Source organism: Kitasatospora sp. NPDC004669, assembly GCF_040609455.1.
In the GTDB taxonomy this organism is placed as follows: Bacteria; Actinomycetota; Actinomycetes; order Streptomycetales; family Streptomycetaceae; genus Kitasatospora.
This window is the reverse complement of record NZ_JBEXKB010000048.1, coordinates 27504-43437: the sequence shown is the minus strand read 5'-3', so window position 1 is coordinate 43437 and position 15934 is coordinate 27504. Positions and strand designations below refer to the sequence as shown.

The 15934-nt window shown below is 72.5% G+C and carries 14 protein-coding genes; 1 reads left to right on the top strand and 13 read right to left on the bottom strand.

Annotated features, from left to right (window positions below; genetic code table 11):
* Nucleotides 1–62: 62 nt before the first annotated feature.
* The 9 genes from lepB (ABZW30_RS31875) to proS form a co-directional block, all read right to left on the bottom strand.
* Nucleotides 63–1004: a signal peptidase I gene (gene lepB / locus ABZW30_RS31875; protein ID WP_355674691.1), complete on the bottom strand. Its 942-nt coding sequence runs from the start codon at nucleotides 1002–1004 to the stop codon at nucleotides 63–65.
* A complete protein-coding gene (gene lepB, locus ABZW30_RS31870) occupies nucleotides 988–1746 on the bottom strand; it encodes a signal peptidase I (protein WP_355674690.1) in 759 nt (252 codons plus the stop codon). The genes lepB (ABZW30_RS31875) and lepB (ABZW30_RS31870) overlap by 17 nt, the downstream gene beginning before the upstream one ends.
* A gap of 302 nt (nucleotides 1747–2048) precedes the next feature.
* A complete protein-coding gene (gene rplS, locus ABZW30_RS31865) occupies nucleotides 2049–2399 on the bottom strand; it encodes a 50S ribosomal protein L19 (protein ID WP_030243502.1) in 351 nt (116 codons plus the stop codon).
* Between the two features lie 154 nt (nucleotides 2400–2553).
* On the bottom strand, nucleotides 2554–3372 hold the full coding sequence (trmD, locus tag ABZW30_RS31860; RefSeq protein WP_355674710.1) for a tRNA (guanosine(37)-N1)-methyltransferase TrmD: 819 nt from the start codon (nucleotides 3370–3372) through the stop codon (nucleotides 2554–2556).
* A gap of 71 nt (nucleotides 3373–3443) precedes the next feature.
* Nucleotides 3444–4112, bottom strand: coding sequence for a ribosome maturation factor RimM (rimM, locus tag ABZW30_RS31855; RefSeq protein ID WP_355674689.1), 669 nt, complete (start codon nucleotides 4110–4112; stop codon nucleotides 3444–3446).
* Nucleotides 4113–4244: 132 nt separating this feature from the next.
* Nucleotides 4245–4484, bottom strand: a complete 240-nt coding sequence (locus tag ABZW30_RS31850; RefSeq protein ID WP_030056773.1) for an RNA-binding protein — start codon at nucleotides 4482–4484, stop codon at nucleotides 4245–4247.
* Between the two features lie 2 nt (nucleotides 4485–4486).
* Nucleotides 4487–4915: a 30S ribosomal protein S16 gene (rpsP, locus tag ABZW30_RS31845; RefSeq protein WP_045700219.1), complete on the bottom strand. Its 429-nt coding sequence runs from the start codon at nucleotides 4913–4915 to the stop codon at nucleotides 4487–4489.
* 410 nt (nucleotides 4916–5325) lie between these two features.
* A complete protein-coding gene (locus ABZW30_RS31840; protein WP_280685330.1) occupies nucleotides 5326–5904 on the bottom strand; it encodes a hypothetical protein in 579 nt (192 codons plus the stop codon).
* Nucleotides 5905–6303: 399 nt separating this feature from the next.
* Nucleotides 6304–7716, bottom strand: coding sequence for a proline--tRNA ligase (gene proS, locus ABZW30_RS31835; protein WP_355674688.1), 1413 nt, complete (start codon nucleotides 7714–7716; stop codon nucleotides 6304–6306).
* Nucleotides 7717–8058: 342 nt separating this feature from the next.
* On the opposite strand from proS, the gene ABZW30_RS31830 reads away from it, so the two are divergent.
* Nucleotides 8059–8763 carry an SAM-dependent methyltransferase gene (locus tag ABZW30_RS31830; RefSeq protein WP_355674687.1) on the top strand — a complete coding sequence of 235 codons (705 nt, stop codon included), beginning with the start codon at nucleotides 8059–8061 and terminating at the stop codon, nucleotides 8761–8763.
* A gap of 152 nt (nucleotides 8764–8915) precedes the next feature.
* Here the strand turns inward: ABZW30_RS31830 and ftsH are convergent, their stop codons facing one another.
* From ftsH to ABZW30_RS31810, 4 genes are all read right to left on the bottom strand, one after another.
* Nucleotides 8916–10946, bottom strand: a complete 2031-nt coding sequence (ftsH, locus tag ABZW30_RS31825) for an ATP-dependent zinc metalloprotease FtsH (RefSeq protein WP_355674686.1) — start codon at nucleotides 10944–10946, stop codon at nucleotides 8916–8918.
* Nucleotides 10947–11038: 92 nt separating this feature from the next.
* The gene (locus tag ABZW30_RS31820) at nucleotides 11039–11554 is read right to left on the bottom strand and encodes a GNAT family protein (protein ID WP_355674709.1); all 516 of its coding nucleotides are present in this window, start codon (nucleotides 11552–11554) and stop codon (nucleotides 11039–11041) included.
* A 93-nt stretch (nucleotides 11555–11647) separates the two neighbouring features.
* Nucleotides 11648–13213 (bottom strand): signal recognition particle protein, encoded by a 1566-nt coding sequence (gene ffh / locus ABZW30_RS31815; RefSeq protein WP_355674708.1) that lies wholly within the window; start codon nucleotides 13211–13213, stop codon nucleotides 11648–11650.
* A gap of 149 nt (nucleotides 13214–13362) precedes the next feature.
* Complete coding sequence (locus ABZW30_RS31810) at nucleotides 13363–15798, bottom strand: [protein-PII] uridylyltransferase (protein ID WP_355674685.1); 2436 nt, start codon at nucleotides 15796–15798, stop codon at nucleotides 13363–13365.
* Nucleotides 15799–15934: the final 136 nt, after the last annotated feature.

The following is a 15934-nucleotide window of genomic DNA, read 5'->3' as shown; positions in this document are numbered from 1 at the left end:
CTCCAGGGCATCCGGCTCGCGGTTCCACACGCGCGGTCCGGCCGTTCAACCGCCGGAGCGGCTCACTCGGGAGGCCGCCCCGGCCGGCGAACGACGAGCGGAAGGATGCCCAACACACCCATAACGAGCGGAGGTTCCATGGGAACCGGTCCAACGCCCATCGATTTCGGCGTAGTTCCGCCGGGCTGCGAAGCCCCGGCAAGAGAGGAGAGTGAACTCGGCTCATCGAGTTGATGGAAGCGGTCCAGCGGCCAGGCGATCACGAACGCGCGACCGATCACACCGCTCAGCGGGATGGTCCCCTGTCCTGGATTGCCCATGTGGAAACGGGAGTCGGCGGAGACGTCCCGGTGATCGCCCATGACCCACAGGCGCCCCTTCGGCACCGTCACCTTGAAGGGCTGCCGGGACGGCGGGTTGCCCGCCGCGAGGTACGACTCCGCCACCGGACGGCCGTCGACGCTGAGACGTCCCTGCGCGTCGCAGCACTCGACGGTGTCCCCGCCGACGCCGATCACGCGCTTGATCAGGTCCTGCTCGTCGTCGGACGGCAACAGCCCGACGAAGGTGAGCACGTGTTTGGCCGCGCCCAGCACCGGACCGTCGTAGGACGGCTTGCGATCGTTCTCCAGCCAGCCACCCGGGTCCTTGAACACCACGACATCGCCGCGCTGCGGCTCACTGCCGAACCAGGGGGTCAACTTGTCCACCAGCACCCGGTCCCCGACCTGGATGGTCTGCTCCATCGAGCCCGAGGGGATCACGAACACCTGGATCAGGAAGGTCTTCATCACCAGCGCCACCAGCAGCGCCACCAGGATGATCAGCGGGAACTCGCGCAGCAGCGAGCGCTTGCGCCGACGGGCCGCGCGCCGGGCGGTGCGACGGCGCTCGGCGCGACCGCGGACCGACGGCGCCGAATCGGGCCCGACGCCGCCCGGACCACCGTCATCCGGCTCCGGAGCCGGGCGGTCGGCGACCCGCCCCCTACCTCTGGTCCCCATGACCACCCGTCCCCGCGATCGTGGCGAAGGCCGTGGGCCGGTCCAGGACGGCCCAGCGGGAGAACGGGTAGACCACCCAGTCCGCCCGGCCGATCACCTTGTCCTCGGGCACGAAGCCGCCGCCGGGCTCGCCGAGGTGGTCGCGGGTGTCCCGGGAGGCGCTCCGGTGGTCACCCAGCACGAACAGCTTGCCGGTCGGCACCACGATGTCGAAGGCCACGTTCGACGGCTCGTCACCCGGGGCCAGGTAGGAGCTCTCGTCCACCGGCACGCCGTTGACGGTGATCGGCTTGTCCGGGCCGGTGCTGGTCACCCGGTCCCCGCCGACGCCGATCACGCGCTTGACGTAGACCGTGTTCCCGGCCGGGGCCAGCCCGAGGTCCCGGCCGATCGAACGAACGTTGTCCCAGAAGCCCGGCTGCTCGGCCGACTCGGGCAGGAAGGAGCCCGTCCCGTCGAAGACCACGACATCGCCCCGCTGGGGGTGGCCGCCAAAGGCGTAGGCGAGCTGGTTGGCGATCAGCCGGTCGCCAGGCCGCAGGGTGTCCTCCATCGAACCGGAGGGCACCGTGAACGGACGCGCGACGAAGGCGTTCACCAGGAGCAGGGCCGCCAGGCAGATCCCGACCAACAGCAACAGGTCCCGCGACCGCGAGCGCCCGGACTCCTCGTCCGACTCCTCGCCCGGCTGGGCACCCTCGGGCTGCTTCTCGCTCTCGCCCGGCTCCGCGGCCTCACACACCCCCGCACCTGCCGCATCCCGGTCGCGCTCCGACCCTCGGCCGCGCTCCCGCACGGCCGCGCCCTCGGCGAGGGCCCCGGCACCGGAATCGGCGCCGGCACCAGGAGCCGCCGCAGAACCGTCCCGCGGAACCGTCCCGGAAACGACCGCGGACCGCGACAGCGAGTCCGCACCGATGGGTGCGGGACTGCCGTCGCGGTCCGCGGGTGGTTCGTGCGTGCTCATCGGGGGCTGAGCTTACCTTGCGGCAGCCCGGCCCTTCAGAGCGCTCCGATCCCCCGGCGTGGCCGGGGGCCGGTGGATCAGCGGTCGCGCTTCTCCTTGATCTTCGCGGCCTTGCCGCGGAGGTCACGCAGGTAGTACAGCTTGGCGCGGCGAACCGCACCGCGGGTCACGACCTCGATCTTCTCGACGACCGGGGTGTGCACCGGGAAGGTGCGCTCCACGCCGACGTTGAAGCTGACCTTGCGAACGGTGAAGGTCTCACCGACGCCGGCGCCGTGACGACGGATGACGACGCCCTGGAAGACCTGGACACGGGAGCGGTTGCCCTCGATGACCCGGACGTGGACCTTCAGGGTGTCACCGGCGCGGAAGGCCGGGATGTCGGTGCGCAGCGAGGCCGCGTCGACAGCAGCGAGCTTGTTGCTCATGTTGCTCTCCATCGCAGGCGCCACGGGCCGCCCACGGAAGTTCGTCACAATGGGGTCTGCTGCGGGCCGCGTCGGCTGACGGCGATCCCCCCGTGGCGGGGGCGCCGGTCCACGTGCCCCCTACGGGAGGGGGCCGGCGACAGACAGCAGCGGCCTATTGTTCCACACCACCGGCCACGGACCGAAATCGGCCGAGCTCCTCGTCCCAGGCCAGACCCAGGACGCTGAGCGCCTGCCGGTCCTTCTTGTCGAAGGCGCCGTACTGCCAGCGCTCGACCAGGTCGGGCCGGTTGGCCAGGGTGCGGGCGAAGGCCTGCTCCCGCCGCCAGCGGGCGATCTTGCCGTGGTTGCCGCTAAGCAGCACGTCCGGCACGGTCCGGCCGCGCCACTCGGCGGGCTTGGTGAAGACCGGGCCCTCCAGCAGGTCGGCCATCGCGCCGGGAGCGAAGGAGTCGTCCCGGTGGGACTCGGCGTTGCCGAGCACGCCGGGCAGCAGCCGGGCGATCGCCTCGACCATCACCAGCACCGCGACCTCGCCGCCGGCCAACACGTAGTCGCCGATCGAGGCCTCGACCACCGGCATCCGGGTGGCCGCCTCCTCGATCACCCGGCGGTCGATGCCCTCGTACCGCGCGGGGGTGAACGCCAGCCAGGGACGGCCGGCCAGCTCCTGGGCGAGCTCCTGGGTGAACGGGCGCCCGCTGGGGGTGGGCACGACCAGCGTGGGCACCTCGCCCTCGGGGCCGCCGGCCACCACCGCGTCCAGCGCCTCGCCCCACGGCTCGGGCTTCATCACCATGCCGGGGCCGCCGCCGTACGGGCTGTCGTCCACCGTGCGGTGTACGTCGTAGGTCCACTCACGCAGGTCGTGGACGTGCACGTCCAGCTGGCCGCGGGCGCGGGCCTTGCCGACCAGCGAGATGTTCAGCGGCTCCAGGTACTCGGGGAAGATCGTGACGACGTCGATCCGCATCCCGGACTGGACACCCGACGCGGCACCCTGCCCGGCGTCCTGTCCAGCACCCTGGGGGGTCTGCTCGACGGTCACTCCGACTCCCCCGACCGCTCCGACTCGCCGGACCGCCCCGACTCGGCGGACGCAGCGGACTCGCCGGACGCAGCGGACTCGTCGGACGCAGCGGACTCGTCGGACTCGCCCGACGCCTCCGGCTCCGCCGCCGCCCGACCGGCGACCTCGGCCTGCTCGGGGTCGATCAGCCCGGCCGGCGGGGTGATCACGGCCCGCTGGTTCTCCAGGTCGATCGTCGGCACGATCTGGCTGACGAAGGGCACGAGCACCTCCGTCCCGTCGGCCTTCTTCACCGTGAGCAGGTCCTGGTACGGCAGGTGGACCACCTCGGTCAGCTCGCCGACCGGGGTGCCGTCGAGCAGCACCACGTCGAGGCCGATCAGCTGGTGGTCGTAGTACTCCTCCGGGTCGTCGGGCCGCTCTTCCGGGTCGACCTCGGAGATGAGCAGGGTGCCCCGCAGCGCCTCCGCCGCGTTGCGGTCCTTGACGCCGGCGAAGCGCAGCAGCAGTCGGCCGCTGTGCACCCGGCCGGACTCGACGGTCAGCGGTCCGGCCGAGGCCGGGTCGGTGAGCAGGACGGCACCGGGTCCGAGCCGGAGTTCCGGCTCGTCGGTGCGGACCTCGACACTGACGTCCCCCCTGATGCCGTGGGCGCGGCCGATCTTGCCGACGACGAGCTGCACGGTGATCGTTCTCCTGGAGTTGCTGAGCAAGAAGGCAGAGACAGGTAAGCAGAGACAGCTAGCAAAAAAGACCGACCGGGACGACATGCGTCCCGGTCGGCCTCAAGCCCGACGGCTGAACGAGCAGCTGCGTCAGCGAATGTTGTCCACGTCGACCAGGTCGACCCGGACGTTGCGACCGCCGAGGGCGCCGACCACGGTGCGCAGAGCGCGCGCCGTGCGGCCGCCCCGGCCGATCACCTTGCCGAGGTCATCAGGGTGCACTCGCACCTCGATGGTGTTGCCCCGACGCAGGTTGCGCGAGCGCACCTGCACCTCGTCGGGGTGCTCGACGATGCCCTTCACCAAGTGGTCGAGGGCGTCCTCGATCACGATCAGGCCTCGGCGGCGGCGTCGGCCTCAGCCTCGGCCTTGTCCGACTTCTTGGCCTTCGGGGTGATGGCGACACCGGTGGTGGCGTCCTCGAAGCCGGCGACGGCCTTGGCGAACAGGTGCGAGAAGTCCTCGACCTTCGGCTCGGCGACCTTCAGCGGCGCCGGAGCCGGCAGGCCCTTGAACTTCTGCCAGTCGCCGGTCAGCTTCAGGATGGCGAGCACCGGCTCGGTCGGCTGGGCGCCGACGGACAGCCAGTACTGGGCGCGGTCGCTGTCGACCTCGATCTTCGAGGGGTTGTAGGTCGGCTGGTAGATGCCGATCTCCTCGATCGCGCGACCGTCACGCTTGGTGCGGGCGTCGGCGACGACGATGCGGTAGTGCGGGGAGCGAATCTTGCCGAGACGCTTCAGCTTGATCTTGACTGCCACGGGAGTGGATTCTCCTGGTGTTGACGTGGGTGAGCGTCCTCGCCGTCCGCGTGGGGTTGCGGGGCGGGGCGTTCAAGGGACACGCCAGCCGTAGGAGAGAGGGGTCCTGCCCGGCTGCCGAGTACTCAGCTGTCCATTCTGCCATACCGGCGCGAACGGTCTTGACCCGCCCTCCGCGGACGCAGCCGCTCAGGCCGCCCCGAACGGAACCTCCCGGGGACCACTCGGGGACCCCTCCGGGGACCACTGGGGCTCACGACAGAGCCGCTCCAGGACCCGGAACACAAGGGTTCAGGGCTCGACCGGGAGCCCCCGCTCCCGGTCAGCCCACAAACTCACCGACTCCGAACGTCCGATCGCCCCGGCGCACCGACTGCCCGCACAGTCGCCCACCGGTCCCGACCGCCCGGTTATGCGATCTTGAACGGCTGCTGGCACGCGCCGCAGACGATGGACGCCTGCGCCAGTACGGACGGCACGACCCGGACGTTGCGCCCGCAGCCGCAGACCGCCTTGACCCGGACGCCGCCGCCGGAGGAACCGTGCCGGGCGGCCGGGCCGCGGAAGGCGCGGGTCGCGCCGTCGCCGGCCACCGCCTCCTGGTGCGCGCCGAGGGCGCGGTCCAGGCGCTCGATGGTCTCCGCGTAGCGCTCCTGCGTCTCCTTGAGCATGGTCACCTGGGAGAAGCCGCTGCTCGCGTGCGGCTCGACCGGGTGCGCCAGGCCCAGCTCGGAGGCCAGCATCAGGAAGCGTCGGTTGTGGTAGCGGCCGGCGCGCGAGGTGTCCCGGATGTCCCGGGCCGCGGCCAGACCGTGGGCAGCCTCGTGGAGGAGCCGCTCGAAACCGAGCCGCGTGCCACAGGCCGAGGAGGACTCGCCGATCAGGGCCTCGGGCGAGGCCAGGTCCGGGAGGTCCTGGTGGTGGGCCTGGATGTCGCTCCAGGCGGCGGCCAGTTCGGCCGCGAGGACGAGGGGCTGTGTCGTGCTCACGCTAGACCAACGATGCAGAGCGAGCCGATGTTCCGCATGTTCCCGTTCTCCAGGAATTCCCAGGGAACTCCCAGGAATGCGCGACTGTGCGCGAATTGCGTGTTCCGGATCTGACGCAAGACCAACCCCCTGCCGGTTTCGGCCCGTCGCAGAGTCGGCGGGCCTCGTGAATTCCGTCCGAGGGGCGGGCTGTCGCCCCAGGACGTACGGCCCGTGAACCCGTCGAAGTTGACAGGGCCACGGGCCGTACACCGTACCGCTATTCCGTTAATACCGGCAGTTGACCGGTGAGTAGGATGTCGGGTGCCGGTAGTCGCCCGGGAGAGTTACCGGATTCTTACCCATCCGCATTCCGGGCAAATGTCGCCGACAGCGGTCATTACCTGCAGGTAACAGGCTTCAGTACGCACGCGCGACGATCGCGATATTGCCGTCCTGGTCGTCCGTCTCCGGCACCGAACCATCGGCCGCGACGATGCAGCGGACCGTGACGCCCTGCTCGGCCAGCTTGGCCTCGCCCTCCGGGCCGAGGTCGGCCCAGGAGATCCGGCCCCAGCCGGTCGCGGCGGCCTCGACGGCCTCGTCGAGGGTCTTGACATCGACGGTGCGGGCCTCGCGGCGCTCGCGGGACTGGCGCAGCAGCAGCGCCTGGTCCTCCTCCAGGATGCCCGGCAGCAGCGCGGCCAGGGCGTCGATGGAGACCGGCTCCTTGCCGCCCGGGATGCGGCGGGCCAGCATCGCGGTGCCGTTCTCGAGGTCGCGCGGGCCGACCTCGATGCGCAGCGGAACGCCCTTGAGCTCCCAGTCGACGGCGCGGCGGCCGAACGGGGTGTCGGTGCGGTCGTCGACGACGGTCCGGATGCCGACCGCCTCCAGCGCGGCGCCGATCTCGCGGACCTTGGCGATGACGGCGTCGTCGCCCTTGATGGCCAGCACGACGGCCTGGACCGCGGCCAGACGCGGGGGCACCCGCAGGCCGTTGTCGTCGCCGTGGGACATGATCAGACCGCCGACCATGCGGGTCGAGACGCCCCAGGAGGTCTGCCAGACGTGCTCGCGCTCGGCGCCCTGCAGCTGGTAGGTGGTGTTGAACGCCTTGGCGAAGTTCTGGCCCAGCTCGTGGCTGGTGCCCATCTGCAGCGCCTTGCCGTCGCCCATCATGCCCTCGAGGGTGAGGGTGTTGATGGCGCCGGCGAAGCGCTCCTTGGCGGTCTTGCGGCCGAGCACGACGTCGATGCCGAGCACGTTGGTCATGAAGTCGCCGTAGACCTGGGTGTGGATCATCGACGCGTAGTCGCGGGCGTCCTCGTACGTGGCGTGGGCGGTGTGGCCCTCCTGCCAGAGGAACTCGGTGGTGCGCAGGAAGACGCGCGGGCGCAGCTCCCAACGGACCACGTTGGCCCACTGGTTGATCAGCAGCGGCAGGTCGCGGTGGCTCTGCACCCACTTCGAGAAGTACTCGTTGATGATCGTCTCGGAGGTCGGCCGAACGACGACCGGCTCCTCCAGCTGCTTGCCGCCGCCGTGGGTGACCACCGCGAGCTCGGGCGCGAAGCCCTCGACGTGCTCGGCCTCCTTGGTCAGGTAGGACTGCGGGATGAACATCGGGAAGTAGGCGTTCTGCGCGCCCGCCTTCTTGATGCGCGCGTCCATCTCCTGCTGCATCCGCTCCCACAGGCCGTAGCCGTACGGTCGGATGACCATGGTGCCGCGCACCGGACCGTTGTCGGCCAGCTCGGCCTTGTTGATGAGGTCCTGGTACCAGCGGGGGAAGTCTTCCGCCTGAGGGGTGAGAACGGGTGCCTTAGCCATGGGCGGAATGGTACGGGGACGGGGCCCCCGGTTTCGAATCGGTATCACACCCCCGGCCGTTGGACGGCGGCCCGCGGTCGGCCGCAGGGGGCGCACGACCGCGACACGCGCGCACCACCCTGCACCCCTCTGGACGCCGGGCCCGACCCGCTGTTCGCTGGAGTGGGGCGGGACTTTGGGGGAGCCGTAGCAGCACACCGAAGGACCGGATGGGAGGCCGCGATGGCTTCAGCTCGGACGACCGGCACAACCGTACGACCAGCGGGCGCACGACCGCACCACCCGCAGCCCGGAGCCGCCGCGCCCGCGCGGGCGCGCGACTGGGCGGAGATCCAGGAACGCATGCTGGTACCGCTCTACGAGGCGGTGTACGACCGCCTGGAGGTCGGCCCGGCGAGCAGCGTGCTGGGACTGGGCTGCCGGTCCGGACTGGCCCTGCTGCTCGCGGCCGGACGGGGCGCCCAGGTCGCCGGACAGGAGCCGCGGGACGAGCTGCGCGAACTGGCCCGCGACCGCCGGCTGCGGGTGTGCGCCGGGTCCCGGCCGACCGCCGCCGTCCCCCGCTCGGCCCATTCGCTGGTGACCGTTTTCGAGCAGTTGCCCGGCGCCACCGCGCCTGGCCCGGTGGTCGCCGAGGCGGCCCGGCTCACCCTCCCCGGCGGGCACGTGGTGCTCGCCGCCTGGGGCCCGCCGGAGCGCTGCCAGAGCGCCCCGGTACTGGACGTGGCACGCCGGATGGCGGGCCGGACCACCGCGCGCGACCCGTTCGAGCTGAGCGCGCCCGGCGCGCTGGAGGACCTGCTCGCCCCGGCCGGCCTGCGCCCGGCCGGCAGCGGCCGGGTGAGCTGCCCGTTCGCCTACCCGGACCTCGACAGCGCGGTCCGCGGCCTGCTCTCCACCGGGCTGTTCGAGGCGGCCGAGGAGTTCTCCGGCGCCTCCCTGGTGGCCAAGGAGCTGGAGGAGGCAATGCAGCCGTACCTGCGCCCGGACGGCACGGTCCGGATGGAGAACGTCTTCCGCTACCTGGTCGCCGAACGGCCCCGGTAGCGGGCCGGTAGCGAGTCAAGCGGGTCATCTGACGACCGCGAGCAGGAACGAGCGGAAGCGGAACCGAGCGGAGACAGAAGCCGGACGAAAGGAACCGGACGAAAGAAACCGGGGGCGCCCGCCATCACGGCGAGCGCCCCCGGTCAGCGACTTCACGCCCGGTCGCGCGGCTTCCCGTCCGACCCGCCGTCGCCGTCCGAGCCCGAAGTCGAGGACGAACCCGAAGTCGAGGACGAACCCGGGCCGCCGCCCGAGGCCGACCCGCCGTCCTCCTCCGAGGCCTTCCGCGGCACCTCCGCCGCCCGGTACGCCTCCTCCTCGTCCAGCGTCTCCGCCTCCAGCAGCGCCGCCGCCAGCGCCTCCAGCCGGTGCCGCTGCTCGGTCAGCAGCCGCACCGCGTCCTCGTAGCACTCGGCGACGATCCGCCGCGCCTCCTCGTCCACCGCGTCCAGCGTGGTGGGCGCGGCCGAGAGCCCGTACGCGCCCTGCGCGTCCGCGGGCACCGCGGTGAGCCGCCCGACCCGCTCGCTCATCCCCCAGCGCCCGGCCATCCCGCGCGCGATGTTGGTGACCTGCTCCAGGTCGCTCTCCGCGCCGGTGGTGATCACCCCGTACACCACCTGCTCGGCCGCCATCCCGCCCAGCGCGCCGATGATCCGGCCGCGCAGGTAGGGCTCGGTGTACGAGTAGCGGTCGTTCTCCGGGGTGGAGAGGGTGACGCCGAGGGCGCGGCCGCGCGGCACGATGGTGATCTTGCGCACCGGGTCCGCGCCGGGCTGGAGCATACCCAGCAGCGCGTGCCCGCTCTCGTGGTAGGCCGTCCGCTCACGCTCCTCCTGGGGCATCACCAGCGGCCGCACGGCGCCGAGTTGGACCTTCTCCAGGGCGTCCGAGAGGTCCCGCTCGTTGACCGCGTCCTGCTTGCGCTTGACGGCCAGCAGAGCCGCCTCGTTGACCAGGTTGGCGAGTTCGGCGCCGGTCATCCCGGGGGTGACCTTGGCCAGCTGGTTGAGGTCGGCGCTGCCGGCCAGCGGGACGGTCCGGGTGTGGATGGCCAGGATCGCGGCGCGGCCCTCCCGGTCGGGCGGGCTGACGGTGATCCGCCGGTCGAAGCGGCCGGGGCGCAGCAGCGCCGGGTCGAGCACGTCCGCCCGGTTGGTCGCGGCGATCACGATGACGCCCTCGGAGCCGGAGAAGCCGTCCATCTCGGTGAGGATCTGGTTGAGCGTCTGCTCGCGCTCGTCGTGCCCGCCCATGCCGCCGCCGGCGCCGCGCTGACGGCCGATGGTGTCGATCTCGTCGATGAAGATGATCGCCGGGGCGACCTTGCGGGCCTCGGCGAACAGTTCGCGCACCCGGCTGGCGCCGACGCCGACGATCATCTCGATGAACTCGGAGGCGGAGGCGGAGAAGAACGGCACGTCGGCCTCGCCGGCCACGGCCCGCGCCAGCAGGGTCTTGCCGGTTCCGGGCGGGCCGCTGAGCAGTACGCCGCGCGGCATCTTGGCGCCGAGCCTGCGGTACTGGTCGGGGTTCTTCAAGTAGTCGACCACCTCGGTGAGTTCGGCCTCCACCTCGTCGATGCCGGCCACGTCGGCGAAGGTGGTCCGCTTGCCCTGCTCGGCGGTGACCGGCTTGGGCGGGGCCTTGCGGCCGAGCGGCCCGGCACCGAGACCGCCGGCCATCCGGCGGGCGAGCAGCACCCAGATGAAGATCAGCAGCAGCATCGGGGCGAGCGAGAGCAGCAGGTTGGTGAGGAAGCTGCGCTGCTGCACCGGTGAGGTGGCGGTGACCTCGACGCCCTGCTGCTGCAGGGTGGCCCACAGGTTGTCGCCCGCGAAGGAGGGGCGCTGGGTGTCGAACTCGGTGTAGTCGCCCTTGCCGCTGTCCGGCTTGGGCTGGGCGGTCTTGAGGGTGCCCTCGATCGCGTCGCCCTTGGAGTAGATCTTGGTGATGTTGCCCTTGTTCAGCTGGTTGTTGAACTCGGTGTAGGAGATCGTGGTGGTGCCCTCGTTGCCGAAGAACGACAGCAGCAGGTCGGAGATCAGGAACACCACGAGTGCGGTGAGGATGAGGCCCGGCCAGCCGCCGGGCATCCGGCGGCGGGGTGGCGGCGGGGGCGGGGCGCCCTCGGACCGCCAGGGCTGGTCGGGGGTTTGGCGCGGCGGCACGGGTTCGGTCACCCACCGGACAATACGGACAGGCGCTCGGACGAGCCAACCGCAACGCCGCGCCCCACCGCTCCCACAGGCCGCGCCACGGCCCCCACCAGCGGTTATGCCATGCTGCCCGGCCATTCCTCGGCGGTCAGCGCGAAACGCTCGTGGTCGCGCCAGTCCCCCTGCAGGAACAGCATCCGCGGCGTGAAGCCCTCGTGCCGGAAGCCCAGCCGCTTGGCCATCGCGATCGAACGCTCGTTCTCCGGCTGTACGTTGATCTCCAGCCGGTGCAGGCCGAGCCCGCCGACCGACTGCGGGGCGAAGCAGCGCTCCAGGACCAGCCGCAGGCCCTCGGTCATCCGCCCGGTGCCGGCGAACGGCAGGTACGAGTCGTAGCCCAGCGCGCCGTTGCAGAACCGGCCCATCACGATGTTGGCGACGTTCACCTTGCCGACCAGCCCGCCGGTGTCCCGGTCGAAGATCAGGAAGGTGCGCAGCCCGGCCCCCTGGCGCTCCAGCAGCTCCGGCAGACCGTCCGGCTCGACCGGATTCCACCGCCCGATGTGCTCGGCGGACCGTCGGACCGCCTCGGCGTACACAACCTCGTCGTCGGCCCTCGGGGCCCTGATCATCACTCGCACGCCAACATCATCGGACATGCGAGCGGCCCGCCGCCCCGGAAATGCGGGACGACGGGCCGATCGGGGACGGAGCCGGGCCGGGGCCTACAGCATGTCCTTGAACTCCTTGGGCAGCTCGAAGTCGGCCGGGCCCTTGCCCGCGCCGAGGCCGAACGCGCCGCCGTCGGCCGGGCCCTGGGCGCCGCCCGCGCCGAGGGCGCGGCGCTCGGCGGCCGCAGCCTCCTCCTGCGCGCGCTTCAGCGGGTTGCCGCTCTTGCGCTTGCCCTTGGCCTGCGGGGCCTTCTTGGCGGACTTCTTCGCGCCGCCGCCCATCCCCGGGATCCCCGGCATGCCGGGCATGCCCTTGCCGGAGGCCATCGCGGACATCATCTTGCGGGCGTCGAAGAACCGCTCGACCAGGTTCTTCACCTCGCCGACCTGGACACCCGCGCCCTTGGCGATACGGGCCCGGCGGGAGCCGTTGATCAGCTCCGGCTCGGCGCGCTCGGTCGGGGTCATCGACTTGATGATCGCGCCGACCCGGTTGACGTCCTTGTCGTCGATGTTGTTGATCTGCTCGCGGATCTGACCCATGCCGGGCAGCATGCCGAGCAGCTTGGAGATCGAGCCCATCTTCTGGACCTGCTCCAGCTGTGACAGGAAGTCGTCCAGGGTGAACTGCTTCGGGCCGCCGCGCAGCTTGGCGGCGATCTTCTCGGCCTCGGCCTGCGAGAAGGTCTGCTCGGCCTTCTCGATCAGCGAGAGGACGTCACCCATGCCGAGGATGCGCGAAGCCATCCGGTCCGGGTGGAAGGCGTCGAAGTCGTCGACCTTCTCACCGTTCGAGGCGAACATGATCTGCCGGCCGGTGACGTGCGCGACCGACAGCGCGGCACCGCCACGGGCGTCGCCGTCGAGCTTGGAGAGCACGACACCGGTGAAGTCGACGCCGTCGAGGAAGGCCTGCGCGGTGGTGACCGCGTCCTGACCGATCATCGCGTCGACGACGAACAGGACCTCGTCCGGGTTCACCGCGGCGCGGATGTCGGCGGCCTGCTGCATCAGCTCGGCGTCGATGCCCAGGCGGCCGGCGGTGTCGACGATGACGACGTCGTACTGCTTCTGCTTGGCGTACTCGATCGAGTCCTCGGCGACCTTCACCGGGTCGCCGACACCGTTGCCCGGCTGCGGGCCGTAGAAGGCCACACCGGCCCGCTCGGCGACCACCTGGAGCTGGTTGACGGCGTTGGGGCGCTGGAGGTCACAGGCGACCAGCAGCGGGGTGTGCTTCTGCTTCTTGAGCCAGTGGCCGAGCTTGCCCGCGAGGGTGGTCTTACCGGCACCCTGCAGACCGGCGAGCATGATGACCGTCGGGCCGCTCTTGGCGAACCGCACGCGACGGGTCTCGCCGCCGAGGATCGCGATGAGCTCCTCGTTGACGATCTTGATGATCTGCTGCGCCGGGTTCAGCGCACCGGAGACCTCGACACCGAGCGCCCGCTCCTTGACCTGCTTGATGAAGGCCCGGACGACCGGCAGCGCGACATCCGCCTCCAGCAGCGCGATGCGGATCTCGCGGGCGGTGGCGTCGATGTCCGCCTCGCTCAGGCGGCCCTTGCCCCGGAGGTTCTTGAACGTCGCTGCGAGGCGATCGGAAAGGGTGTCGAACACGTCGGCGCGGGTCCTCTGCGGCATCGGTATCGGTACGGTCGTCGTCCCCCAGGGTATCCGGCCACCCCGGGTACGGTCTCCACCCCTGTGGGAACCCCTGTCGGAATCCCTGTCGAAACCCCTGTCGGGACCCCTGCCCGGGCGGGCTCTCAGCCCAGCGCCGCCCGGGCCGCCGCCGCCACCTCACCGGCCCGCTCGGCGGTGAGCGGACGGCCCTCCGCGTCGGTCAGGTAGAACGAGTCCACGGCCTCCGCGCCCAGCGTGGAGACGTGCGCGGTGCGCACCCGCACCCCCGCCCCGTCCAGCGCCCGGCCGATCCGGTGCAGCAGCCCGGGGGCGTCGTGCGCGCGGACCTCCAGCACGGTCGCGGTCGCCGAGGCCACCGCGGGGGCCACCACGACCACCGGCGGCGGGGTGGCGATGCCCTTGCGGCGCGGGGCGGCGGCGTCCCGCTCGGCGAGGCGGCGGGAGACGTCCAGCGAGCCGTCCAGGGCCCGGCGCAGATCGGCGCGCAGCCGGGCGGCCTCCGGCAGCTCGCCGAACTCGGCGGCCACCCGCCAGGACAGCAGCAGCACCGGGCCCGCGCCGATCGGGTCCAGCTCGCGCAGCCCTGCCGAGCGGACGGTCAGCCGGTGCAGCGCCAGCACCCCGGCGACCGTGCCGAGCAGCCCGGGCCGGTCCGGGACGGCCAGGGTCAGCTCGACGCCCATCGGCTCGGTGCCCGGGTCCGACCCCTCGGCCTGGGCCAGCAGCGACAGCGCGGGAGCGCCGGTGCGGGCGGCCTCGACCGCGAGCCGCTCCTGCTCCGCGGAGGGCGCCCCCTCCGCGGGTGCCCCGCCGGCCCCGGCCAGCTGGGCGGCGGCCCGGGCCACCAGGCCGTCCACCAGCGAGGCCCGCCAGCTGCTCCACGCGGCCGGGCCGGTGGCCAGCGCGTCCGCCTCGGTGAGCGCGTGCAGCAGCTCCAGCTCCACCGGGGTACCGATGACCTTGGTGATCGCCTCCACGGTGGCCGGGTCGTCCGGGTCTCGCCGGGTCGCGGTGTCGACCAGGGTCAGGTGGTGGCGGACCAGCACCGCCAGGGTCTCGACGTCCTCGGCGCCGAAGCCCATCCGGACGGCCAGGTCGCGGACGATCACCTCGCCGGCCTCGCTGTGGTCGCCGGGCCAGCCCTTGCCGATGTCGTGCAGCAGCGCGGCGACCAGCAGCAGGTCCGGCCGGGCCACCCGGCGGGTCATCGCGGCGGCCCGCACGGCCGTCTCGACCAGGTGCCGGTCCACCGTCCAGCGGTGCACCGCGTTGCGCTGCGGACGGCAGCGCACCCGCTCCCAGTCCGGCAGCAGCCGGGTGACCAGCCCCTCCGCCTCCAGCGCCTCCCACACCGGGACGGCCGCCTCCCCCGCGCCGAGCAGGGTGACCAGCTGCTCGCGCGCCTCGTCCGGCCAGGGCACCGGCAGCGGTCGGCACTCGGTGGCCAGTCGGCGCACCGTCGCGTACGAGACGGTCAGCCCGTTCTGCGCGGCGGCAGCCGCGGCGCGCAGCGGCAGCACCGGGTCGGCGGCCGGGCGGGCGGCCTGGGCGAGCACCGCCTCGCCGTCCTGCTCGACCACGCCCTCGGCGAGCGGGCGGCGCTCGACCACGCCCCGGGCCACCGCGCCGGTGCCGCGGCCGGTGCCGGTGAACGGGATGGCCAGCCGACCCACCCGGCGGCCCCGGCCGGACCGGGCGGCCAGTATCCGGTCCACCGCCCGCCAGGTGACGTCGCTCGCGTAGGCGATGGTCCGGGCGGCCTCGTAGACCTGGCGCAGCAGGGTGTCCGCGTCCAGCACGCCGAGCCGCTCGGCGACCTGGTCCTGGTCTTGGAGGCTGAGCCGCTCGGTGGACCGACCGGTGGCCAGGTGCAGCGCGTCGCGGACGTCGGCCAGCCGCAGCGCGGCCGCGTCCAGGCCGTCCCGGGGCGCGTCGGCGAGCCAGGTGGCGGCGATCGCGTCCAGCGCGACGAGGTCGCGCAGCCCGCCGCGGGCCTCCTTGAGGTCGGGCTCCAGCAGGAAGGACAGCTCGCCGTGCCGCTCGGCCCGCTCCCGGCCCAGCTCGCGCAGCTCGGGCAGGCGCGCGGCGGCACCGGCGCGCCAGTCGGTGAGCACCGCGGAGCGCAGCGCGGCGGTGAGCGCCGCGTCCCCGGCGAGGTGGCGGGCGTCCAGCAGGCCGAGCTGGGCCTTGAGGTCGGCGGCGGCGACGGAGCGGGCCTCGGCGACGGTGCGCACCGAGTGGTCGAGATCGGCCCCCGCGTCCCAGACCGGGTACCAGATCCGTTCGGGCAGCTCACGGGCGATCGGGCCGTCGTGCAGCAGCAGCACGTCCAGGTCGCTCCGCGGGGACAGTTCGCCGCGTCCGTAGCCGCCGACGGCGACCAGCGCGACACCGGAGGCGGGGGCATCGGCGGCGGTGAGCAGCCCGGCCAGCCAGTCGTCCGTGAGCCGGGCGAGCGCGGCGCGGCGGGGGCGGCCGGTCAGACCGGGCCGGTCGAGCAGCTCGGCCCTGGCGGCGGCGTGGTCGGAGGGGTCGGAGGGGCTGGTCTCGGTGGTCATGCGCGTGGGTCCCGTCCGTCAGGTGGGCCGCCGAGCGGCCGATCGGGGCGCCGTACGGCCTGCGGCCCGGCCGGGCGCCGATACGCCGTCGGCGGGCCCGCGCCCCCCGTGGGGAGGGGGCGCGGGCCCGCCGATC